This is a genomic window from Thalassolituus sp. UBA3500, assembly GCF_002377545.1.
Taxonomy (GTDB): domain Bacteria; phylum Pseudomonadota; class Gammaproteobacteria; order Pseudomonadales; family Oceanobacteraceae; genus Thalassolituus.
Window position 1 is genome coordinate 122871 of the sequence record NZ_DFQB01000044.1, and the last position, 21901, is coordinate 144771.

At 50.6% G+C, this 21901-nt stretch carries 19 protein-coding genes; 16 read left to right on the plus strand and 3 right to left on the minus strand.

The window, feature by feature from the left end:
- Positions 1-7: 7 nt before the first annotated feature.
- The 9 genes from B2R29_RS11410 (at position 8) to urtE (ending at position 12216) form a co-directional block, all read left to right on the plus strand.
- Entirely contained in the window at positions 8-502 is a 495-nt protein-coding gene (locus B2R29_RS11410; protein WP_076514231.1) for a hypothetical protein, read from the plus strand.
- A 178-nt stretch (positions 503-680) separates the two neighbouring features.
- Positions 681-3434, plus strand: a complete 2754-nt coding sequence (locus B2R29_RS11415; protein WP_301181181.1) for a peroxidase family protein — start codon at positions 681-683, stop codon at positions 3432-3434.
- Positions 3435-3756: 322 nt separating this feature from the next.
- Positions 3757-5592, plus strand: a complete 1836-nt coding sequence (gene atzF, locus B2R29_RS11420) for an allophanate hydrolase (protein ID WP_301181182.1) — start codon at positions 3757-3759, stop codon at positions 5590-5592.
- A 9-nt stretch (positions 5593-5601) separates the two neighbouring features.
- Complete coding sequence (locus tag B2R29_RS11425) at positions 5602-6282, plus strand: GntR family transcriptional regulator (RefSeq protein WP_301181183.1); 681 nt, start codon at positions 5602-5604, stop codon at positions 6280-6282.
- Between the two features lie 270 nt (positions 6283-6552).
- Positions 6553-7839: an urea ABC transporter substrate-binding protein gene (gene urtA, locus B2R29_RS11430; RefSeq protein WP_414716615.1), complete on the plus strand. Its 1287-nt coding sequence runs from the start codon at positions 6553-6555 to the stop codon at positions 7837-7839.
- Positions 7840-7946: 107 nt separating this feature from the next.
- Positions 7947-9569, plus strand: a complete 1623-nt coding sequence (urtB, locus tag B2R29_RS11435; protein WP_301181185.1) for an urea ABC transporter permease subunit UrtB — start codon at positions 7947-7949, stop codon at positions 9567-9569.
- A 76-nt stretch (positions 9570-9645) separates the two neighbouring features.
- Positions 9646-10752, plus strand: coding sequence for an urea ABC transporter permease subunit UrtC (gene urtC, locus B2R29_RS11440; RefSeq protein ID WP_374047308.1), 1107 nt, complete (start codon positions 9646-9648; stop codon positions 10750-10752).
- Positions 10749-11516 (plus strand): urea ABC transporter ATP-binding protein UrtD, encoded by a 768-nt coding sequence (gene urtD, locus B2R29_RS11445; RefSeq protein ID WP_068442781.1) that lies wholly within the window; start codon positions 10749-10751, stop codon positions 11514-11516. Before urtC ends, urtD begins: the two co-directional genes overlap by 4 nt.
- A gap of 1 nt (position 11517) precedes the next feature.
- Positions 11518-12216, plus strand: coding sequence for an urea ABC transporter ATP-binding subunit UrtE (gene urtE, locus B2R29_RS11450; protein WP_301181187.1), 699 nt, complete (start codon positions 11518-11520; stop codon positions 12214-12216).
- Positions 12217-12985: 769 nt separating this feature from the next.
- Here the strand turns inward: urtE and B2R29_RS11455 are convergent.
- Positions 12986-13216, minus strand: coding sequence for an accessory factor UbiK family protein (locus B2R29_RS11455; RefSeq protein ID WP_301181188.1), 231 nt, complete (start codon positions 13214-13216; stop codon positions 12986-12988).
- A gap of 320 nt (positions 13217-13536) precedes the next feature.
- Here B2R29_RS11455 and B2R29_RS11460 point away from each other — a divergent pair, with 320 nt between their 5' ends.
- The 3 genes from B2R29_RS11460 (at position 13537) to B2R29_RS11470 (ending at position 15977) form a co-directional block, all read left to right on the plus strand.
- A complete protein-coding gene (locus B2R29_RS11460; RefSeq protein WP_301181189.1) occupies positions 13537-14220 on the plus strand; it encodes a TorF family putative porin in 684 nt (227 codons plus the stop codon).
- Positions 14221-14291: 71 nt separating this feature from the next.
- On the plus strand, positions 14292-14630 hold the full coding sequence (glnK, locus tag B2R29_RS11465) for a P-II family nitrogen regulator (protein WP_068442786.1): 339 nt from the start codon (positions 14292-14294) through the stop codon (positions 14628-14630).
- 45 nt (positions 14631-14675) lie between these two features.
- Complete coding sequence (locus B2R29_RS11470) at positions 14676-15977, plus strand: ammonium transporter (RefSeq protein WP_301181190.1); 1302 nt, start codon at positions 14676-14678, stop codon at positions 15975-15977.
- 206 nt (positions 15978-16183) lie between these two features.
- On the opposite strand, the gene B2R29_RS11475 is transcribed toward B2R29_RS11470, so the two are convergent.
- Entirely contained in the window at positions 16184-16360 is a 177-nt protein-coding gene (locus B2R29_RS11475) for a PA3496 family putative envelope integrity protein (protein WP_175607853.1), read from the minus strand.
- A gap of 172 nt (positions 16361-16532) precedes the next feature.
- Positions 16533-17390 (minus strand): SIS domain-containing protein, encoded by an 858-nt coding sequence (locus B2R29_RS11480; protein ID WP_301181191.1) that lies wholly within the window; start codon positions 17388-17390, stop codon positions 16533-16535.
- Between the two features lie 133 nt (positions 17391-17523).
- On the opposite strand from B2R29_RS11480, the gene uvrD reads away from it, so the two are divergent.
- The 4 genes from uvrD to B2R29_RS11500 all read left to right on the plus strand — a co-directional run bounded on the left by uvrD (position 17524) and on the right by B2R29_RS11500 (position 21868).
- A complete protein-coding gene (gene uvrD, locus B2R29_RS11485) occupies positions 17524-19713 on the plus strand; it encodes a DNA helicase II (protein WP_068434697.1) in 2190 nt (729 codons plus the stop codon).
- Between the two features lie 31 nt (positions 19714-19744).
- Positions 19745-20833 (plus strand): TRAP transporter substrate-binding protein, encoded by a 1089-nt coding sequence (locus B2R29_RS11490; protein WP_301181192.1) that lies wholly within the window; start codon positions 19745-19747, stop codon positions 20831-20833.
- Between the two features lie 101 nt (positions 20834-20934).
- Positions 20935-21672 carry an imm11 family protein gene (locus tag B2R29_RS11495; RefSeq protein WP_301181193.1) on the plus strand — a complete coding sequence of 246 codons (738 nt, stop codon included), beginning with the start codon at positions 20935-20937 and terminating at the stop codon, positions 21670-21672.
- A complete protein-coding gene (locus B2R29_RS11500) occupies positions 21665-21868 on the plus strand; it encodes a hypothetical protein (protein WP_301181194.1) in 204 nt (67 codons plus the stop codon). The genes B2R29_RS11495 and B2R29_RS11500 overlap by 8 nt, the downstream gene beginning before the upstream one ends.
- Positions 21869-21901: the final 33 nt, after the last annotated feature.

Here is a 21901-nt window from a genome sequence, read left to right on the forward strand (position 1 = left end):
GTTATTTGTGAGTAGTTCCCTTCCACCCATCATTGACGTCGAAGCCTCTGGATTTGGCCGGGGGAGTTTCCCCATCGAAATCGGCTTTGCTCTCGAAGACCGGGAAGTGCACAGCTATCTCATCAAGCCTGTCAGTCACTGGACGCACTGGTCAGAAGAGGCCGAAGCGATCCACGGCATCAGCCGCGACAAACTTGAGCAGGAAGGTCTGAGCATTCGTGATGTCGCCCTGCTACTCAATGAGCATCTTTTCAACAAAACACTTTATTCAGATGCATGGAGCTTTGACAGCTCCTGGATTGGTCGCCTGTTTGAAGAGGCGGAGCTGGTTCAACGCTTTCGCATCGAAACCATCAATAAACTTCTGACGATGGAAGAAATGGAGCGCTGGGCAGACACCAAATGCACACTCTGGAATGAGTTAGATGTCGACCGCCACCGCGCTGCCAATGATGTAAAGGTGTTGCAAGAGACATTCTTGCGGGTCGTTGGCGACATGTAACCTCCATCGGTCTGTCATTTTATTTTCGTGACGCAAAACATCTAGGTCTGATGGTTTTTATTGGGCCGTTTTTTCTTCAATTACTCTAAATGACATCCCTAAATGTCATATCCCTGTGATTCACTTCTTCTCCGGTCTGGATAGACCACATTAAAAAAACAAAAATGAAGGAGACAATATGAGCATCTGGGTAACCTGGCCTGGCTTGGTGAAATTCGGGACGCTGGGTATTACTGCCGGCCTTCTTACGCTCGCCGTGGAACGAAATGAACTGTTTGAAAACAACCTGTTTGATTTCGAACGCTGGGATGAATACAACGCCGACATCGACTGTAATGAGCGCAGCCTGACTGCCCGTATGGAAGACGGTACCTGTAACATTCTTGAAAATCCTGCTGAGGGTTCAGCCAACCGTCGTTTCGGCCGTAACGTGGAGCTTGACGCAGCGCACGGCGAAACAGACACGTTGCTTAGCCCTAACCCTCGCGATATCAGTAACTCACTGATGGCTCGCGATGAATTTAAACCTGCACCTACGTTGAACTTTATCGCCGCAGCATGGATTCAGTTCATGACGCACGACTGGTTCAGTCACGGTGATGGTTCTACTACCGACTATATCGATGTTGAACTGCCTGCTGGCGACAGTCGCGGTACTGGCACAATGTCGATCCGTCGCACCCTCCCTGATCCGACACGCATCGCAGCTGAAGATGAAGCTGGCTTACCGGATGCTTACCTGAACGAGAATACTCACTGGTGGGATGGTTCTCAGATCTATGGCAGCAATCTGGAAACGCTGAATACACTGCGCGAATTCCAGGGCGGCCGTATGCTGGTGAACTCTGATGGGTCACTGCCTCGCGACTTTTTCTCAGGTGTGCCGAAAACCGGTTTCACTGATAACTGGTGGCTGGGTCTGAGTATGCTGCACCAGTTGTTCGTAAAAGAGCACAATGCGGTTGCAGAAATGCTGGCGGCGACTTACCCGGAAAAAGACGACCAGTGGCTGTTCGATAAAGCGCGTCTGGTAATCTCTGCCCTGATGGCTAAGATTCACACCGTTGAGTGGACGCCAGCCATCATTGCTAACCCAGTAACCGAGCGCGCGATGTACGCAAACTGGTGGGGTCTGGTTGGTAATGCTGAGGCACGTGATAAGTACGGTGCAGAATTCGACAAGCTGGCCGAAGATCTGGCGAAGTCTGATTCCTGGGTTCGTCGTATTCTCGGCCTCGATCCTAAAATGTCAGAAGCGCTGGATAACGGTAAAGCCATTGAATGGGCTGTGACTGGTCTGGCCGGTGCCCGTAACTCTGATAATGCCGGTGTGCCATTCACACTGACCGAAGAGTTCGTCGCGGTTTACCGTATGCACCCACTGCTGCGTGACACCGTTGATGTCTATGACATCGGTTCAAACGTGGTATCTGAGAGCATCCCACTGACTGAAACCCGCGATGGCGATGCAGAAGATATTCTTGATGACCAGGGCGGCGACCGTCTGTGGTACTCCTTTGGTGTTACTCTGCCGGGTGCCCTGACTCTGCGTAACTATCCGGAATTCCTGCGTGACCTGTATGTACCGGGGCGTGGTGTGATTGACCTTGCAACCATCGATATCATTCGTGATCGTGAGCGCGGTGTACCTCGCTACAACGAGTTCCGTCGCCAGATTGGCCTGACCCCAATCAATGACTTCACTGATCTGACCGATGATGCTGAAATCGTTTCTGAACTACGTCGTCTGTACGACAACGATGTTGAGAAAATTGATGCGCTCGTAGGTCAGCTGGCTGAAACCGTTCGCCCTGAAGGCTTTGGCTTCGGTGAAACGGCGTTCCAGATTTTCATCATGAATGCGTCGCGTCGTATTATCGCTGACCGTTTTTATACCGCTGACTACAACCCTGAAACGTACACTCAGGAAGGTTATGACTGGGTAGAAAACACCACCATGGTTGATGTGCTTAAGCGTCATTATCCAGCATTGGATCTGTCTCTGGTGGGTGTTGATAACGCGTTCAAGCCTTGGGGGCTGAACATTCCTGCGGATTACGACAACTGGGCGGCGTGCGATAAGCAGTCACTGTTGTGGACCAACGGTGTGAAGCGTACTGAATATGCTGCGGATGAACGTCCTGAAATTCCACCGGTTGATATTGGTGGTCTGATCAGCAGTGTTATTTCTGACAAAGTGAAGTACGTAGGTGATGTTGCTCCTGTGGGGCACGCTAAGCCAATTCACCCACACGGTGCGATGGCAAAAGTGGCGTTTAATTCAACGGGTAACCACCCATACACTGGCGTATTCGAGGGCAACGAATGTGGCCTGCTGCGTCTGTCTGTAACGGGTGATCCGGCGGATCGCGGGTTTGCTCCTGGTTTTGCCTGGAAGACTCTGATTGACGGTCAGCCGTCTGAGAATATTTCAGCGCTGTATACCCTGTCAGGTCAGGCCGACAATCACGATTTCTTCGCTAACGAGCTGTCGAACTACGTGAGCCTTGAAGCGAATGACACACTGGGTTCAAGCCTGCTGTTCTCATTCGTGACCAGCAAACCAACCCTGGTTGTGGCAAACGCCATGGCAGAAACACAATCTGACGGTTCGGCTGAAGCCAGCCCTGTGTCGCCGACTCAGGTGTACTTCGTACCAACTGCCGAAGTACGTGGTCTTTTTGCTGAGGGCGAACATGACTTCCGTGATGACCTGCTGAGCCTGCCAGAAGGCACTAAGTTGTACGATGTTTATGCGACCGATATGGAGATTAAATCTTCTATCTGGCCTTCCCGTCAGCAACGCCTGCAGGATGAACGCCGTGACGATGCAGTTAAGATCGGTGAAATGGTTCTGACATCCGAGTTCACTACTTCAGTATTCGGTGACTCTGGCGTGTTCTTCAAGCATCAGCGTTACGAAGATCGTTAATACGTTGAACTATAAAAGGGCCGGGTATTCTCCCGGCCTTTTTTATGGGTTTTATTCTGATGAATCGGCCAGACGATTCAGTCCTGCTTGAAAAATCTTTTCTGGAGTCCGTGTTGCTCTTTGGTGCAAGTCAGGTATTTCGCGCTTTCTTCTAAAGCGTCGTCCGGGTTCAGCCGTACTTCCTGTATGCGAACGAAGTAACCTTCTCTTAATAAATGCTATAAAAATCATAACGTTATGAATTTTCCTGCCTGAGCTGACGAATCTGGCATAAGTGTCGCTATATATCTTGTATACAAGTATGAATTCAATGGCGGTTGGCATGACAGAAGTAACGACAGGAATTGGCTGGAATCTGAATGACTGGGGCCGGGCGTACCGGAATGGCGCTGATGCGCGCGGACTTCTTCTGTCTACCCGGAACGCCATTGCAGCAGATGAGCTGGATGCGAATGGATTACCCCGGCGTGGTAGTGCTTGGATTGCACTCGCCAGCGAGGAGCAGCTTACTAAGCAGATCAGTTATCTCGAAAGTCTGAAAGCGTCCGCCGAGGAGGAGGGAACAGTCCTTCCTCTTTATGGTGTTCCGTTTGCGGTGAAAGACAATATTGATGCTGCGGACTTTCACACCACAGCGGCGTGCCCTGAATATGCCTACGAGCCGGATGACGATGCGTTTGTTGTTCAGCTTCTGCGCAAAGCAGGCGCGATTGTGATGGGAAAAACAAACCTCGATCAATTCGCAACGGGGCTGGTGGGCACACGATCGCCCTATGGTGCTGTAAATAACGCATTTAACCCTGACTATATTTCCGGCGGCTCGAGCTCCGGCTCTGCAACCGCTGTGGCCAAAGGCCAGGTCGCTTTTTCATTGGGGACTGATACGGCTGGCTCTGGTCGGGTGCCTGCGGGTTTTAATCACATTGTTGGTTTAAAAGCGACGGTCGGAGCAATAAGTGCCTCAGGTGTTGTGCCCGCGTGTCGCAGCCTGGATTGCGTGTCCGTCTTTGCATTGAATACCCGTGATGCAGAACGTATTTACGAAGTTGCAGCTCAGTACGATGAAGCCGATGGCTATGCCCGCTCACGTACGATGGTGCGCAATGAGCGTATTCAGACCCTTGGCATTCCTGCCGGCGCCCCATGGTTTGGTGACGAAGTTCAGAAAGCCGCCTATGACAAAGCCTGCGATCAGGCAGTTAATGCAGGGTTCGAATTAGTCGAAGTCGACTTTACCCCGATGTTTGAACTTGCCAGTCTTCTCTATCAGGGGCCATGGGTTGCAGAGCGTTACGCGGCGGTCGGCGAATTTCTGAAGCAAGACTTACCGGGCATTAACCCTGTCGTAAAAAGTATTATTGCTGGTGGCACCGAAGGCACTGCCGTGGATGCTTTCAAAGCCGAATATCGCCGTAAAGATCTGGCGCGGAAAATTCAGGGTGTCTTCAAGCACGTTGATGCATTGTTTGTCCCGACCACGCCACGTTTTCCATCGTCAGCGGACGTTGAGTCGGCCCCGGTTGAAGTGAACAGTCAGCTTGGCACTTACACTAATTTCGTCAACCTTGCCGACCTTTGCGCCTTGGCACTACCAGCACATATGCGTGAGGATGGCTTACCTTTTGGAGTGACTCTGATCGCACCTGCATGGCATGAGCTGGCTCTCACCAACTTTGCTGGCCAGTGGCAGTCATCTCTGCGACTGCCGGAAGCACCGGTCATGCTTGGCCAAAAAGAAGATGCCTCGGTTGTGGTCGCCGTGGTAGGTGCACACCTGACGGGGATGCCTCTGAACCATCAGTTGACCAGCCGTCACGCTACCCTGCTGGAGCAGACGCTTACGGCAAAGAAATATAAGTTGTATGCGCTGGCCAACACAGTACCACCAAAGCCTGGCCTCGTTCGTCTGAGTGAGAGTGAACTAGAGCGCGATGCACAAGCCGGACACCAGTTGATCGTCGAGTTGTGGCGTTTAGATCAGGCAGCTTTTGGTTCTTTCGTCGAAGAAATTCCACAGCCGTTGGGTATAGGTACCCTCGAGTTGGAAGACGGTCGTCTGGTGAAAGGCTTTATCTGTGAGCCCGAAGCGGTTGCGAGCGCAACCGACATCAGTCATCTCGGAGGATGGCGGGCGTATATTTCTTCTCTCAATTCATAGGATGCGCCTGTGAATCTCGCCGAGAAAGTATATCGACAACTGAAAGAAGATATCTTCGATTTCAGAATGCTGCCCGGAGACCGCTTCAGTGAAAGTGAAGTTGCTGAGCGAATGCAGGCTTCCAGAACGCCTGTCAGAGAGGCTCTGTATCGCCTTGAGCGTGATGGGTATGTGCAAGTGTACTTTCGCAATGGCTGGCAGGTCAGGCCTTTTGATTTCCGCTATTTTGAAGAACTCTACGATGTCCGCACTCTTCTTGAGTGCGAAGTCGTGCGGCGTTTGTGCATGGAAACCGATAGGGCAGAGCGTTTATCCGGGCTGGTGACAATATGGTGCTGCAAACCTTCGCAGAGACAGGTCGATCCTGTTGATGTTGCTTTTCTGGATGAAGAGTTTCACTTTGGTTTGCTGGAGTGCGGTGAAAATACACAGATGGAAGCTATTCACAAAGATGTGTGTGAGCGCCTGAGGATTATAAGGCGGCTGGATTTCTATGAGCCCGGACGGATACAGGCTACTTATGAAGAGCACAGTAGTATTTTAGAAGCGATTTTGTCCGCCGATAGCTCCCGCGCAACACGGGAGCTTACACGGCACATTGAGGTCAGCCGAAATACAGTCAGGGATATCACTGTTCACAGAATTCAGGAAGCGCGGCAACGGTACACCACCGATTTATCAAGGAAATAGATATGCACGATTTCAACGCACTACCATCAATCTCCTGAGCACTAATGGTGCGTCATAATTAATTCCGACCGGAAATGCTCCCCCGGAGGGCACTCTATGCCCTGAAATTGCCGAAAAAATAAGAAATAAAAACTGGTACGGCGATTGCTCTAACTAGATCGGTTTTATAGTTGCCCGCTCTTACACACCCCCAATAAAAGAGTCGAGGCCGGACATAATCCTGACCATAAAAAGGAAATAACTATGAAAAAAGTAAGTCTCAAAACTCTGATGAAAGCTTCTCAAATTGTTGGTATGACAGCGATGGCTGCAGGTGTAAGCATTGCTAACGCTGCCGATGACACCATCAAAGTGGGTGTTCTGCACTCGCTGTCGGGCACTATGGCGATTTCAGAAACCACTCTGAAAGACACTGTTCTTATGATGATTGAAGAACAGAATAAAAAAGGCGGCCTGCTGGGCAAGAAACTCGAGCCAGTGGTCGTTGACCCTGCGTCGAACTGGCCGCTATTTGCAGAAAAAACCCGTGAGCTTCTTGAAAAAGAAGACGTGGATGTCATCTTCGGTTGCTGGACGTCAGTATCCCGTAAGTCCGTTCTGCCTGTTGTAGAAGAGCTGAATGGCCTGATGTTCTACCCAGTACAGTACGAAGGTGAAGAGTCTTCATACAATGTATTTTACACGGGCGCAGCGCCTAACCAGCAGGCAATCCCGGCGGTTGATTATCTGATTAATGATCTCGGTGTTGAGCGTTTTGTACTGGCCGGTACTGACTATGTTTACCCACGTACGACCAACAAAATTCTTGAGTCATACCTGAAGTCGAAAGGCGTTGCCGAGAAAGACATCATGGTGAACTACACGCCATTTGGTCACAGCGATTGGCAGACCATTGTTTCTGATATCAAAAAGTTTGGTGCTGCGGGTAAGAAAACAGCCGTAGTTTCTACCATCAACGGTGATGCAAACGTTCCTTTCTATAAAGAGCTTGCCAACCAGGGTGTTGCTTCTGAAGACATTCCAGTGGTTGCTTTCTCTGTCGGTGAAGAAGAACTGTCAGGTTTTGATACTGCACCGCTGGTCGGTCACCTTGCTGCATGGAACTACTTCCAGAGCGCAGAAAGCGAAGCGAACGATGAGTTTATCGCTGCATGGCATAACTACATCGGTGATGAAGATCGTGTAACCAATGACCCGATGGAAGCGACGTATATCGGTTTCAGCATGTGGGCCGAAGCAGTTGAAAAAGCAGGCTCTGCTGACGTTGATAAAGTGCGCTCTGCCATGTACGGCATTGAAGTACCTAACCTCACTGGCGGTACTGCGGTCATGAACGAAAACCACCACTTGTCGAAGCCGGTACTGATCGGTGAAATTCAGGAAGATGGCCAGTTCGAAATCGTTTGGGCAACTGACGAAGAAGTGAAAGGTGACGCATGGACGGATTACCTGCCAGAAAGCGCCAACCTGATCTCCGACTGGACGGCACCCATTAATTGCGGAAACTACAACACCTCAACGAAAACCTGTGGTGGTTCAGCGGTTGCTGGCGAGTAATTTACTCCCATGGCAACAGTGCGTGAATAAAAGCGCGCTGTAGTTCGCAACAAGGACAGGCGGGGGGAGTTCTCCCCTGCCGCTCTCAAAAATTCCCGGTGATAACTATGTTTTCTGTATTGATACGGACGGCCGTGCTGTTCGCATTTGTTTTGTATACTGTGGTGGCAGGGGCTGAAGCATCACCTACGAAGCCCAACACAGCATTGCATGCGATAGCTCAAGAATTAATCGATGCAGGGTATCGAGAAAAACAGGCATTAACAGAACGCCTGACGACCATCGATGACCCAAAAACTCTCGAATTTATGCAGGTGATGGTCGAAGGTGACCTGTACTACCGCAAAGATGATCGCGTTGTCGTTATTAAAGGCGATAACGCGGTAACAACCTTCTTCAGTGGTGAAGAGATCACCCTGGAAAGTAAGCGCGATATCAAAAAGATCAGTGTAAATAATAAATTGCGTGTCTTGCTCAGAGGCGGCATCGCACGTTTACAGATCTTCTCTGATGATCCGGAAATGCGTATGCAGGCAGCCGTCAATCTGCTGAAGTCTGCAGAGGATCTCGATCAGGCAACACTGGACGAAGCATTAAGCAACGAAGAAAAACCTGACGTTCGGGACGTCCTGTCGCTGGTGAAAGGCATTCGTTTACTGGAAGCCGATACCGAAAAAGAGCGTTTAGAGGGAGTAAGTTATCTATCAGGATCACTTTACCCAGATGTTCGTGGCGCATTGGCTAACTATCGCCGTGCTGCTGAAGCAGATTCCCGTACCGAAGAAATTCAGGCAGCGGATGAGGCTCTCAAAAAGATCGAAAGCCTGCTGTCACTGAACAGCGTTGCTGAGAACCTTTATTTTGGCCTGGCACTGGGTGCTGTATTGCTGCTTGCCGCGATCGGCCTGGCGATTACGTTCGGTGTTATGGGTGTGATCAACATGGCTCACGGCGAGATGATTATGCTGGGTGCCTACACGACGTATGTCGTCCAGCAGCTGATGCCGGATCATATTGGTATGTCTCTGGCGGTTGCCGTTCCGGCTGCGTTTCTTGTCAGTGGATTTGTCGGTGTTCTGATTGAGCGTGGTGTGATCCGACACTTGTACGGGCGCCCGCTGGAAACTCTGCTGGCCACTTTCGGTATCAGCCTGGTACTGCAGCAAGCTGTGCGCTCTGTCTTCAGCCCGCTGAATCGTGAAGTGGCTACGCCTGACTGGATGGCGGGAACCTTTATGATTAATCCGGCGCTTGAACTGACCTTTAACCGTTTATACATCATTATTTTCAGCTTGCTGGTACTGGCACTTCTGGCTCTGATTCTTAAGCGTACTTTGTTCGGTCTGCAGATGCGTGCAGTAACTATGAATCGCCCGATGGCGAGTTCGATGGGTATTCGTACGGGTTGGGTCGATGCGCTGACATTTGGCCTCGGCTCAGGTATCGCAGGCATCGCAGGCGTTGCCTTGTCGCAGCTTACTAACGTTGGCCCGAACATGGGGCAGGCCTACATTATCGACTCCTTTATGGTCGTCGTATTTGGTGGCGTGGGTAACCTGTGGGGCACTTTAGTTGGCGCTATGTCGCTGGGGGTTGTGAATAAACTGCTTGAGCCATGGGCCGGAGCGGTTGTCGCAAAAATTCTCGTACTGATATTTATTATTCTGTTTATCCAGAAGCGTCCTCGTGGGTTGTTTGCCCTCAAAGGTCGTGCAGCGGATATGGGTTAAGGAGCACACAATGAAACAGGAAATTAAAGGTGGCCCTTTAACCCGGTTGATTATGAACGACGTCGCCGGGCGACGGATGATGATGATCATCCTGGCCATCGCTATTATCGTGCCTTTCTGCAATCTGGTCTTCCCTGAAGGTTCTGCACTGCATGTATCGACCTACACAATGACCTTGTTAGGTAAATATCTTTGTTACGCCCTTCTCGCGGTATCCGTTGATTTAATCTGGGGCTACTGCGGAATTCTAAGTCTGGGCCACGGTGCGTTCTTTGCTCTGGGTGGTTACGCGATGGGCATGTATTTGATGCGTCAGATTGGCGATCGCGGTGTGTATGCCAATCCAGACCTGCCAGATTTTATGGTGTTCCTGAACTGGACAGAGCTACCCTGGTATTGGTTCGGCTTTGATCAGTTCTGGTTTGCCATGGTGATGGTGTTGGCCGTACCGGGGATTCTGGCGTTCGTATTTGGTGCGCTGGCCTTCCGTTCGCGGGTGACCGGGGTTTACCTCTCTATTATTACTCAGGCACTGACGTATGCCCTGATGCTGGCGTTCTTCCGTAATGATATGGGCTTCGGCGGTAATAATGGTCTGACCGACTTTAAAGATATTCTGGGCTTTGATTTACAGGCCGACTCAACGCGAGCAGCACTGTTTTTTGCCTCCGGTATTGCTTTGATCCTTGGGTACTTAATCAGTCGCTTTATTGTGACGTCCAAGCTTGGACGAGTGTTGGTTGCCATCAGGGACAGTGAGTCACGGGCGCGGTTCTTAGGGTATCGCGTGGAATGGTACAAGCTCTTTGTATTTGTCGTTTCCGCGATGCTGGCGGGTGTTGCGGGGGCCTTGTACGTGCCTCAGGTTGGTATTATTAATCCGGGCGAGTTTGCACCGATTAACTCGATTGAAATGATTATCTGGGTTGCCGTCGGTGGTCGTGGCACCTTATTTGGTGCTGTGATCGGTGCCATATTGGTGAACTATGCAAAAACCTACTTCACTGGCGCCTTTGCAGAGCTCTGGCTGTTTATGCTGGGCGGCCTGTTTGTTCTTACTACGCTCTACCTGCCGAAAGGTGTCGTTGGTTTATGGGCGCAGATAAAAGATAAATTTTTCTCGTCGGGTGGGGGTGGCCAGTCAGGCAATCCTGCCACCGATAACGCGGAGGGCAAAGTATGAGCCTTGCGAAAACGAAACATATTGAGCAGCCTACTGTTCTCTACATGGACGGTGTCAGTGTCAGTTTTGATGGCTTTAAAGCGTTGAACTCTCTGTCGCTTTTTATCGAACCGGGAGAAATGCGCGCAATTATCGGCCCGAACGGTGCCGGTAAAACTACCATGATGGATGTCATCACAGGCAAGACCCGCCCCGACGAAGGGACGATTCTGTTTAATGATGAGCTCGACCTGACGCGTTACGACGAAGCGCAGGTAGCGAATATGGGCGTTGGTCGTAAGTTTCAGAAACCAAGCGTGATTGAGAGCCTGACAGTATTCGAAAACCTCGAAATGTCGTTAAAAGGTGGTCGCTCAGTCTGGCAGGCGCTGACCCATAAACTGACGGGCGCAAAGCAGGATAAAATCGACGAAATTCTATCCATGATTGACCTGAAAGATCGCCTCTATGAGGACGCGGGTAGCTTGTCGCATGGCCAGAAACAGTGGCTTGAAATCGGCATGTTGTTAGGTCAGGAGCCTGAACTGCTCTTGATTGATGAACCTGCTGCCGGAATGACCGACGAAGAAACGATGAAAACGGCTGAGCTGTTTAAAGAGCTCTCTAAAAAGCACTCTTTAATGGTAGTCGAGCACGATATGGACTTCATCGAAGCCCTGGATTGCCGTGTGACGGTACTGCACGAAGGGTCGGTACTGGCGGAAGGCAGTCTGGCGAATGTGAAGAATAACCAGCAGGTTATCGAAGTGTATCTGGGGCGCTGATATGTTGAATGTAACGGATTTAAATGTTTCTTACGGCGCCAGTCAGGCTCTTTACAATGTCAGTCTGAAAGCGGATGTCGGTAAAGTCACCTGTGTTCTCGGCCGCAATGGTGTTGGTAAAACCACCCTGATGAAGTCGCTGGCAGGGCATCTGGCACCGGGGTCGGGTGATATCACCTGGGACGGAAAAAGCATTATAAAACTCGCGCCCTATGACCGCGCGAAACAGGGGATTGCGTTTGTACCCCAGGGTCGGGACATCTTTCCGCAGCTGACGGTAGAAGAAAATCTTCAGACCGCGTTTTCAGCGGTGCCGCGCTCCCAGCGTTTTATCGACCCGGAAGTCTTTTCGCTTTTTCCTGTGTTGCAGCAGATGCTCAAACGTCGTGGTGGTGACCTCTCGGGTGGTCAGCAACAGCAGCTAGCGATTGCTCGAGCACTGTTATTACGCCCGAAAATGTTGATTCTTGATGAACCAACCGAGGGTATTCAGCCATCGATTATTAAAGACATTGGTCGCGTCATTAAACTGCTTCGTGATCGCGGTGATATGGCGATTGTTCTTGTCGAGCAGTACCTCGACTTTGCTAAAGAACTCGCGGATGAATTTATTATTCTTGAGCGGGGGAGAGTGGTAAGTCAGGGGACGGGTGAAGAGCTTGAACACTCCGAGGAAGCGAAGGAGCTTCTGGCTATTTGATTTGTTGGCGGCTTTGAAACCGCTGATTCCTTAGCCGCTGGCGCGGGCTAGCATTTGTAGCTGCCGCCAGGCCCCCCTGCTTTCGCGCTTTCTGGGCCGTGTTTCTGATATTTACTGGCTTTTTCGGCAGACGGCTCCGGCGGGCATCCATGCCCGTATGGAGCCTCGTTCGGCATCCTGCCTCACGTTGCCTTCAAAGCTGGCGTAAATCTCAGCGGCCCCAGAGGCGCAGAATTTAGCCCTCAAGATCGTATTCCAAAGATATATTGGTCTTAACGTTAAAGTGTGTGGTGCGCAATGCGCACCCTACAGGTTCAGGCAATGTAGGGTGGGCACTGCCCACCATTAAACCTATCTAATTAAGAACAATACTTTCGCGTACTGATAAATGCGCCTCTGGGGCCGCCGAGCAGAATGATGAGAAGCCCGCATGGCCCCGGCATGGATGCCGGGCAAGGGGCTGGCAGCAGGGATGCTGCATTGGCCCGTTGCGAGGGTTCTCAAGTTCTGTGAAGGAAACGCGGCCCAGAAAGCGCGAAGCAGGGGAGGGGCTGCCCGCCCGGGGACAAGGTCCCCAAACAGGGCAATAGAACCCTGGCGGCAGCCATAAAAGCCAGCCCGCGCTAGCGGCAACTCAACTGGCCATCAGACCTTAGCGGCAGCTAAAGAAGTTACCCCGCGCCAGCGGCTACTACCACAGCGGCCCGCAGAATCAGCGGCCAAAAACAAAAAAGCGGCCATCAGGCCGCTTAATCAAAGCATCAGAAGATCACTCTGCTTCTAACTTAGCCACACGCTCTTCAAGCTCCGCCAGTCGTGCACTGGTACGACGCAGCACTTCTGCCTGCACGTCGAACTCTTCACGTGTCACCAGGTTGGCATTGGTGATCAGGCTCTGCAGCTGAGACTGCAGGGCTAGTTTCAGATCGGATGAGAGGCTGGCAAACGGGCTCTTTTCCAGCATTTCTTCGATTCGGCTTTTAATCGCATCGGGTTTCATTGTGTACCTCCGGAAGGGTTTTGGCGCAGTGTACCAGAAAGGGCAAAAGGGATAATTTCAAATACTGCACCTAAACAGTGCAAAGGATCGCAAAGGTGTGCAATAAATGGGTGCTGGTTTTAGTCCTGTGCCCTCTTTTGGTTGCGTCAATGACTGCAAAAATCCGCATGTTTTTACTAAGTTGTTGATTTTAAAAGATATATCAAAAGTTGGCACACACCCTGCTATAACCGAGTGACAGAAAGATATCGGTGCGAATCACCCTTATCGACCAATTTGAAAGATCAACAGCTAAAAAAACCGTAATAGGAAAAAGAACGATGAAAAAACTGACTAAAGCAATCGCTCTCGCTGGTGTTATGACGACTGGCCTCACTGGTGCTCAACTGGCTCAGGCTGAAGTTGATGTTTCTGCTTCTGCTGCGGTTGCGAGCATGTACCTGTGGCGTGGTCTGGATCTGGGTAACGGTGATGCTGCCGTATCTGGTGACATTACGCTTTCATCTGGTGGTGCTTACGCTGGTATGTGGACTTCTAGCGGTGATAGCGCAGCTGGAAACGAATACGACCTGTATGTAGGTTACGGTGGTGAAATGGAAGGTTTCTCCTACGACGTATCTGTTTTGACTTACGTTTACCCAAGCGCGGGTAACTTCGAAGAAGACGCAGATACCAGCGGCAACACTTTCGACCTGTCTGAGCTGATCGCTTCTGTGGGTTACATGGGTGCATCTTTCTCCTACTACTACCCGCTCGCTGGCGATGGTAACGACGATTACAGCTACATGACGCTGGGTTATGGCATGGGCGCCTACAGTGCAACCGTTGGTATCTCTGACGATAACGAAGATAACGAAGATAATATTTACACTCACGTAGACCTCAGCTACGCGTATACCGATAGCCTGGCTTTCACTGTAAGCAAGGTAGTATCTGCTGAGCTGGACGAAACTGAAGACGACACTAAATTTGTTGTTTCATACAGCCTGCCTATCGACCTGTAAAAAGCATACAATAGCCCGTGCCCCCGCACGGGCTATCTGTAACCTTATCTAAATTACGAAAGGGGTTTTCTATGAAACTCATTACTGCTGTTGTTAAGCCGTTCAAGCTTGACGATGTTCGTGAATCACTGTCTGAGATCGGTGTTCAGGGCATCACAGTGACTGAAGTGAAAGGCTTCGGTCGTCAGAAAGGCCACACTGAACTGTACCGTGGTGCTGAATACGTGGTGGATTTTCTGCCTAAAGTAAAAATTGAAGTGGCGGTTGCTGAAGATCTGACTGAAAAAGTTATCGAAGCAATCACTAAAGCAGCGAACACCGGCAAGATCGGCGACGGCAAAATCTTTGTCACCAGCCTTGAGCAGGTTATTCGTATCCGTACTGGCGAAACTGGCGCAGACGCGCTGTAAGACGTCCGACCACTACATAACAGAGCCTGATGCGGGGGGCTTATAATGGAATCGAATCTTAATCATATTTTTGAACTTCAGTTCGCCATGGACACCTTTTATTTCCTGGTGTGTGGCGCGCTGGTAATGTGGATGGCGGCAGGTTTCGCTATGCTGGAAGCGGGTCTGGTCCGCTCTAAAAATACCACTGAAATTCTGACCAAAAACGTTGCCCTGTTCGCGATCTCGTGCACCATGTACCTGATCTGTGGTTACGAACTGATGTACGGCGGCGGTTACTTCCTGTCTGGTGTGACTACTGTTGCTGGCATGGACGACGCTGCTATTGCTGGCGTTCTGGCTGACTCAGCTGAGAATGGTTTTGATGGCGACTCAGTATACGCCGGTGCATCTGACTTCTTCTTCCAGGTTGTCTTCGTAGCGACTGCAATGTCTATCGTTTCTGGTGCGGTTGCTGAGCGTATGAAGCTGTGGGCTTTCCTGTCGTTCGCTGTGGTAATGACTGGTTTCATCTACCCAATGGAAGGCGGCTGGACTTGGGGCAGCGGCGTTGAGGGTTCGGTGGGTGAGAATGGTGTATTCGGTCTCTACGAGCTGAACTACTCTGACTATGCAGGTTCAGGCATCGTTCACATGGCGGGTGCTGCTGCTGCTCTGGCTGGTGTTCTGATGCTGGGCGCTCGTAAAGGCAAGTATGGCCCTAACGGTGAAGTACGCGCTATCCCTGGTGCAAACCTGCCGCTGGCGACTCTGGGTATGTTCATCCTGTGGATGGGTTGGTTCGGCTTCAACGGTGGTTCTACTCTGAAGCTGGGTGGTATCGCGGTTGCAAACGAAGTGGCTAACGTATTCCTGAACACTAACGCTGCTGCATCAGGCGGTCTGATTGCTGCCCTGATTACTGGTTACATCCTGTTCCGTAAGGCTGACCTGACTATGGCTCTGAACGGTGCTCTGGCTGGTCTGGTTGCGATCACTGCTGAGCCTGCTGATCCATCACCTTTCCTGGCAACTCTGATCGGTGCTGCGGGTGGTGTTCTGGTAGTTCTGTCTATCCTGACCCTCGACAAGCTGAAGATCGACGATCCAGTAGGTGCGATCTCTGTACACGGTGTTGTTGGTGTATGGGGTATCTTCGCAGTACTGCTGTCTGACGCTGATGCTACCTTCATGGGACAGCTGGTTGGTACTCTGACTATCTTCATCTGGGTATTCGTAACTTCTCTGATCGTTTGGGGCGTACTCAAGGCCATCATGGGTCTGCGCGTCAGCGAAGAGCAGGAATACGAAGGTGTTGATATTGCTGAGTGTGGTATGGAAGCGTACCCAGAGTTCACTTCTAAGTAAGTTGAACCTCAGCTGGCAAGGATGCCAAAAAGAAGAACCGGCCAACTGGCCGGTTTTTTTGTGCCTGTAATTATTTGTGGGAGTTATCTGTGAGAGTGAATCAGCCTGAGTGCACTCCCAGGTTAATAAAATGCCGAGTTCTTCTGATGAAAAAATTCAGGCAAAAAAAAGCAGCCAACTGGCTGCTTTTCTGTACTGCGGACTGATCAGTCGAAGTAGTAGGCTTCGAGATCTTTTTCTAAACGCTTTCGCTCAAGGTGTGCCTCAATGGCCCGGCGGGAGATTAATTTCTTGGAGGCGTGGGCCTCTTTGTTGACAACAACGTTGCCGTTTTCGTCGAAGGATACAGTTTCTTCAGAAGTATAATCTTTAGCGGTTTCCATAGTGTTTTTCCCTCTGGGATTCACAAGTCCGGTTGCGATTGTGCCTTATTTTTGTTTACAGACAGATTACAGGAACTGACTGATAAGCCAACCGGTTTATTCAGCCACACTCTCTAATTGGGCGTGATTGTCCTAATCCCTTTGTTGAGTAGTTTATTACTAAAATTCAGCCTCAATGATCGCCTTCAGATCGTAATGAGCGGATACTTTGTTTAATGGCGTTAAGGTGATTGGCAAAATCGGGGCCGCGACGTTGTGTGACGGCAACAGCCAACATATCAATGACCATCAGGTGAGCGATACGGGAGGTCATCGGCGTAAACTGATCGGTATCTTCTTCGATATTAATATGAATCGGTAAATCTGCAGCATTACTGACTGGCGTGTTCTGAGGCGCGAGGCTGACGACGACTGCTCCGTGCTGCTGTGCGAGTTTAATGGAGTGCATAAGATCCAAAGTACGTCCGCTTTGAGAAATAGCAACGACGACGTCTCTATCCCCTAGAGTGACGGCAGACATCGACTGCATATGTGGGTCACTGTATGCAGCAGTCGCGACCTGCAAACGGAAGAACTTATGTTGGGCATCTGTCGCAACGGCTCCAGAGGCGCCGAAACCATAAAACTCCACACGCATTGCACTGCTCATGGCCTGCGCGGCTTCCGCAACCTGAGCGGGCAGTAACTGAGATTTAACCTGATAGAGTCTCTGAATAGTGGTGTCGGCAATCTTGGTGCAGATATCGTCAATGCTGTCGTCTTCGGCGATGGCAAACTGCCCAAGGTTGTTGGCTACCGCCGTTTCCTGGGCGATACGCACTTTGAACTCCTGGAAACCGTTGCATCCGATCGCGCGGCAGAAGCGTACGATGGTTGGTTCGCTGACCTGGGCTTCCTGGGCCAGATCGACGATGCGCATATGCATCACTTGCTCGGGTTCGGAGAGAACAAAGTCTGCGACTTTGATTTCTGACTTGCGCAGAGACGACCGGGCGCTGGCGATTTCTTTCAGAATGGGCTGATTTTTCACGTGCGTTCCAGAGCTCAGGTGTCAGAGTCTGATTATACGAAATTCACTCCCCTTGGCTATGGGCCTTATCCGTAAGCCGATGCAGGCAGTAAGTGTTCAGGGCCAATGAAACATTCTGGTAGACTTGGTGCCCATGGATATATCGCTTCTTATAGATCAGCTGAATGATGGTCAGCGCAACGCCGTGTGCGCCAGCTCACCACATCAGCTCGTACTCGCAGGTGCCGGCTCGGGTAAAACCCGTGTGCTGGTTCACCGCATCGCCTGGCTGTTAAAGGTCGAAAACGTATCACCGTTCTCTGTTATGGCGGTGACCTTCACCAATAAAGCCGCGCGTGAGATGCGCACGCGTATCGAACAGGTGCTCAATGAACCGTCAAATGGTTTATGGGTCGGTACCTTCCACGGGCTTGCTCACCGGTTGTTGAAGCAGCATTGGCGTGAAGCGAAGCTGCCTCAGTACTTCCAGATTCTGGATAGCGATGATCAGGTACGTCTGATCAAGCGCTTGATGAAAGAGCACAATATCGACGACAGTCGTTATCCACCCAAGCAGATCCAGTGGTACATCAACGGCCAGAAAGACGAAGGTCGTCGTGCCGCTCATGTCATCCCATCTGCCGACCCCTTTACCCGTCAGTTGCACGAGTTCTACTACATCTATGAGGAGCACTGTCAGCGTAACGGGCTGGTCGATTTTGGTGAGATTCTGCTGCGGGCGCATGAGTTGTGGTTACAGAACCCTGAGTTGCTGGCACATTATCAAAGTCGCTTCCGCAATATTCTGGTGGACGAGTTCCAGGATACCAACAACATCCAGTACGCCTGGATACGAATGTTGGCGGGCAATACCGTCTCTGTGATGGTGGTGGGGGATGACGATCAATCTATTTACGGTTGGCGTGGTGCCAACGTCGGTAATATCCGGGCGTTTCAGGAGGACTTTCCCGGCGCTGAGATGATCAAGCTGGAGCAGAACTACCGCTCCACGGCGAACATTCTAGCCGCTGCGAATGCGGTGATATCCAACAACAGCGGCCGCCTTGGCAAAGAGCTGCGTACGGATGATGAAGACGGCGAGCCAATCTCACTGTACGCCGCATTCAATGAGCAGGACGAAGCGCGTTATATCGCCGATCTGGTTGATGAGTGGGCAAAGGCTGGTCGGGCGCGTACGGATATGGCCGTGCTATATCGCTCGAATGCACAGTCGCGAACGCTGGAAGAAGCGTTTCTGCGTTCAGGTATTCCCTACCGGATTTACGGCGGCCAGCGTTTCTATGAGCGTCTCGAAATTAAGAATGCCCTGGCGTACCTGCGTCTGCTACTGACTCGCGACGACGATGGCGCAGTGGAGCGCGTGATTAATGTTCCGGCCCGTTCGATTGGTGAAAAAACCGTTGAATCTCTGCGTGCGATTGCTCGCGATGAAGGCTGTTCTTTATGGCAGGCATTGCACAAAGCGCTGGAGCACAACAGCCTGCCTAAGCGCGCTGCGGGAGCGGTGCAGGGGTTTATTGATCTTATTGAAGAACTCGCGGTCGGTGCAGAAGATTTACCGCTTCATGAATTGGTCGATAATGCGATTCAGCAGTCTGGGTTAATTGACCATCACCGCAAAGAAAAAGGCGAAAAAGGTCAGGCACGTATAGAGAACCTTGAAGAACTTGTTACCGCAGCGCGTCAGTTTGAGCCCGACTTTATTGACGACGAAGAGGAAGAAGAATCTGCGTTGGCGCGCTTCCTTGATAGTGCGGCACTCGAGGCCGGAGAAGGTCAGGCCGACGAATACGACGATGCCGTTCAGCTGATGACCCTGCACTCGGCCAAAGGTCTGGAGTTCCCGCAGGTGGTGCTTGCGGGTGTCGAAGAGGGCTTATTCCCGCACAAAATGTCGATGGACGAAGCCGAAGGCCTCGAAGAAGAGCGACGCCTTGCCTATGTCGGCATTACTCGTGCCATGGAAAAATTGATTATTACCTACGCTGAGAGCCGTCGCTTATACGGGCAGGAAAACTTCAGTACGCCATCCCGGTTTATTCGTGAGATTCCATCTGAGCTGGTATCCGAAGTGCGCCTGAAAAACAGCGTCAGTCGACCGCTATCAGCACGAACCTCTAAGCCGTCTTCTTTTGGGCAGCCCGACTTTGTACAAGAGCAGTATCCTTACAGCCTTGGCCAGCGAGTCTTTCATGAAATGTTTGGTGAAGGCACCGTCATGCAGTTTGAAGGGCAGGGGGCAGGCTTACGGGTTCAGGTGAACTTCGATGATGCTGGCAGCAAGTGGTTAGTGGCCAGTTTTGCAAAACTAGAAGCGTGTTAAGCGCATAAAATAACAAAGGCAGGAGATCCCAATGAAACGACTGTTAGTGATGGTGGCGGCAGCACTCGTGCTGAGCGCATGTAATAAGGATTGTGAACCTCAGGCAGGAGCCGCGGGCGCCGAGCCAGCAAAAACGTTTAAATGGAAGCTGGTGACCTCCTGGCCTAAGAACTTTCCGGGGCTGGGGACAGCGCCTGAACGTTTTGCCGAGCAGGTCGAGCAGCTGTCGGGTGGCCGTTTAACCATTAAAGTGTATGGTGCTGGCGAACTGGTGCCTGCGTTGCAGGTGTTTGATGCCGTATCGCAGGGTACGGCGGAAATGGGTCACAGCGGCGCTTACTACTGGAAGGGCAAAGCCTCTGCTGCGCAATTCTTCACCTCTGTTCCGTTTGGTTTAACTGCACAGGAAATGAACGGCTGGATTCAATACGGTGGCGGTCAGGCCCTGTGGGAAGAAGTTTATGCGCCATTTAATCTCCTGCCTTTACCGGGCGGTAATACCGGTGTGCAGATGGGCGGCTGGTTTAATAAAGAAATTAACAGCGTGGATGATCTGCAAGGCCTTAAAATGCGGATTCCAGGTCTTGGTGGTGAAGTGCTGGCACGCGCTGGCGGTACGCCAGTGACTCTGCCGGGCGGCGAAATATTCACCTCATTGCAGACAGGCACCATCGACGCAACCGAATGGGTTGGCCCATACAATGACCTCGCGTTTGGTTTGTATAAAGTCGCAGAGCATTACTACTATCCGGGCTGGCACGAGCCGGGCTCCATGATGGAATTCACTATTAACAAAGACGCCTTTGCTGAACTGCCAGCTGACCTTCAGGCCATCGTTCGTATCACCGCCAAAGCGATCAACGAAGACATGCTCGCGGAATATACGACGCGAAATCAGGCGGCATTGATCGAACTGAAAGAAAAACATGGCGTAGATGTGCGTGAATTCCCGGCGGATGTACTCGACAAACTTCAGACATTATCTGATGAAGTCGTTGCTGAGGTTGCAGGCGCTGACCCACTTTCTCAGAAAGTATACGACTCCTACAAAGCCTACCGCGACCAGGTGAAGGCGTACCATGCAGTGAGTGAACAGGCGTATATTAATGCTAGGGATTAATTGCTTGTAACTTTGGCATCCCTTTTCAAATAAACCCGGAATATTCCGGGTTTATTTTTTACCATGGTCAACTACTTTTTTACGTTATTCTTAGGTCTATTATGAACAAGCTACAAAAAGAAGCCGCAGCGAATACACCCGAAGATTATAGAGAAAGAATTGCCATGCTGACGGGAAACCGTTTCAGTTTGGATACTAAGCTTAGCGTGCAGTTTAGCGATGGGACGAGTAATTACCACGATATTATATCATCTCTTTGGGAACAAAATTTTGATTTGGTAGAGGAATGCGAAAATTATAAGTTATCTCGTGTTCCAAAGAATAACCGAACGGGTGATATAGTATCAATTAAAATAGGAAAAAAGAGGTTCAAACCTCTTGATTATCACCTCATGGCATATGGGGGATTAGTTTCTGAGCGATTGAAAAGATTACTGGATAATTGGGATTCTGAATCATTCTTCTTCACACCGATAGACTTTCTTGCGTGGGATGGGAGTAAGTTCGGCAGTGAACAGTATTATTATATGACCATTCGAAACTATGTGAATTTTTCCGCACCGAGTGTGGGTATAAAACAGTCCCAATTACCCGGGTTTACCGCTAGTGGTTTCGTGATGGGACCTTTGGAAATGCGATACTATGTTGCCCTTCATGAAGATAAAAATATCTATGAAAAATTAAAAAATGTTGGCCTCTGTGCCGTATATTTCACAACTGATAAATTTTTCATATCTCCTGAGTTATTACAAGAAATACGCAGCAATGAAATTTCAGGATTTGACGTTAAAACACTTAATAAAGATGAGCTGAAGGGAGGCACCGTTGTTTATGTCTGAGTCTTTCCTCAACGTATTGTGTGTAAGGACAGGACAGCAAGGCAAAGATATGTCTCATAACCAGTGGCTAGTAGAGCTGGCGAATGCTGTGTTCAGTAAATTGGAACGAGGTCAGAGTGAGTTTGTCAGCAATGAAGATGCGCGTCAGGATATGGAAGCCCGGAAGAGCAGAATCAGGAATAAAGCCCGGTGTTGACGTCTATTAATCGCGAATAGCCTCCGGCTGATT

Bases quoted from the DNA above. Each gene is read 5' to 3' on its own strand.
- B2R29_RS11415 (WP_301181181.1), top strand. From the start codon at position 681: ATGAGCATCTGGGTAACCTGGCCTGGCTTGGTGAAATTCGGGACGCTG.
- atzF (WP_301181182.1), top strand. From the start codon at position 3,757: ATGACAGAAGTAACGACAGGAATTGGCTGGAATCTGAATGACTGGGGC.
- urtA (WP_414716615.1), top strand. From the start codon at position 6,553: ATGAAAGCTTCTCAAATTGTTGGTATGACAGCGATGGCTGCAGGTGTA.
- urtB (WP_301181185.1), top strand. From the start codon at position 7,947: ATGTTTTCTGTATTGATACGGACGGCCGTGCTGTTCGCATTTGTTTTG.
- urtC (WP_374047308.1), top strand. From the start codon at position 9,646: ATGATGATGATCATCCTGGCCATCGCTATTATCGTGCCTTTCTGCAAT.
- urtD (WP_068442781.1), top strand. From the start codon at position 10,749: ATGAGCCTTGCGAAAACGAAACATATTGAGCAGCCTACTGTTCTCTAC.
- urtE (WP_301181187.1), top strand. From the start codon at position 11,518: ATGTTGAATGTAACGGATTTAAATGTTTCTTACGGCGCCAGTCAGGCT.
- B2R29_RS11455 (WP_301181188.1), bottom strand. From the start codon at position 13,216: ATGAAACCCGATGCGATTAAAAGCCGAATCGAAGAAATGCTGGAAAAG.
- B2R29_RS11460 (WP_301181189.1), top strand. From the start codon at position 13,537: ATGAAAAAACTGACTAAAGCAATCGCTCTCGCTGGTGTTATGACGACT.
- glnK (WP_068442786.1), top strand. From the start codon at position 14,292: ATGAAACTCATTACTGCTGTTGTTAAGCCGTTCAAGCTTGACGATGTT.
- B2R29_RS11470 (WP_301181190.1), top strand. From the start codon at position 14,676: ATGGAATCGAATCTTAATCATATTTTTGAACTTCAGTTCGCCATGGAC.
- B2R29_RS11475 (WP_175607853.1), bottom strand. From the start codon at position 16,360: ATGGAAACCGCTAAAGATTATACTTCTGAAGAAACTGTATCCTTCGAC.
- uvrD (WP_068434697.1), top strand. From the start codon at position 17,524: ATGGATATATCGCTTCTTATAGATCAGCTGAATGATGGTCAGCGCAAC.
- B2R29_RS11490 (WP_301181192.1), top strand. From the start codon at position 19,745: ATGAAACGACTGTTAGTGATGGTGGCGGCAGCACTCGTGCTGAGCGCA.
- B2R29_RS11495 (WP_301181193.1), top strand. From the start codon at position 20,935: ATGAACAAGCTACAAAAAGAAGCCGCAGCGAATACACCCGAAGATTAT.
- B2R29_RS11500 (WP_301181194.1), top strand. From the start codon at position 21,665: ATGTCTGAGTCTTTCCTCAACGTATTGTGTGTAAGGACAGGACAGCAA.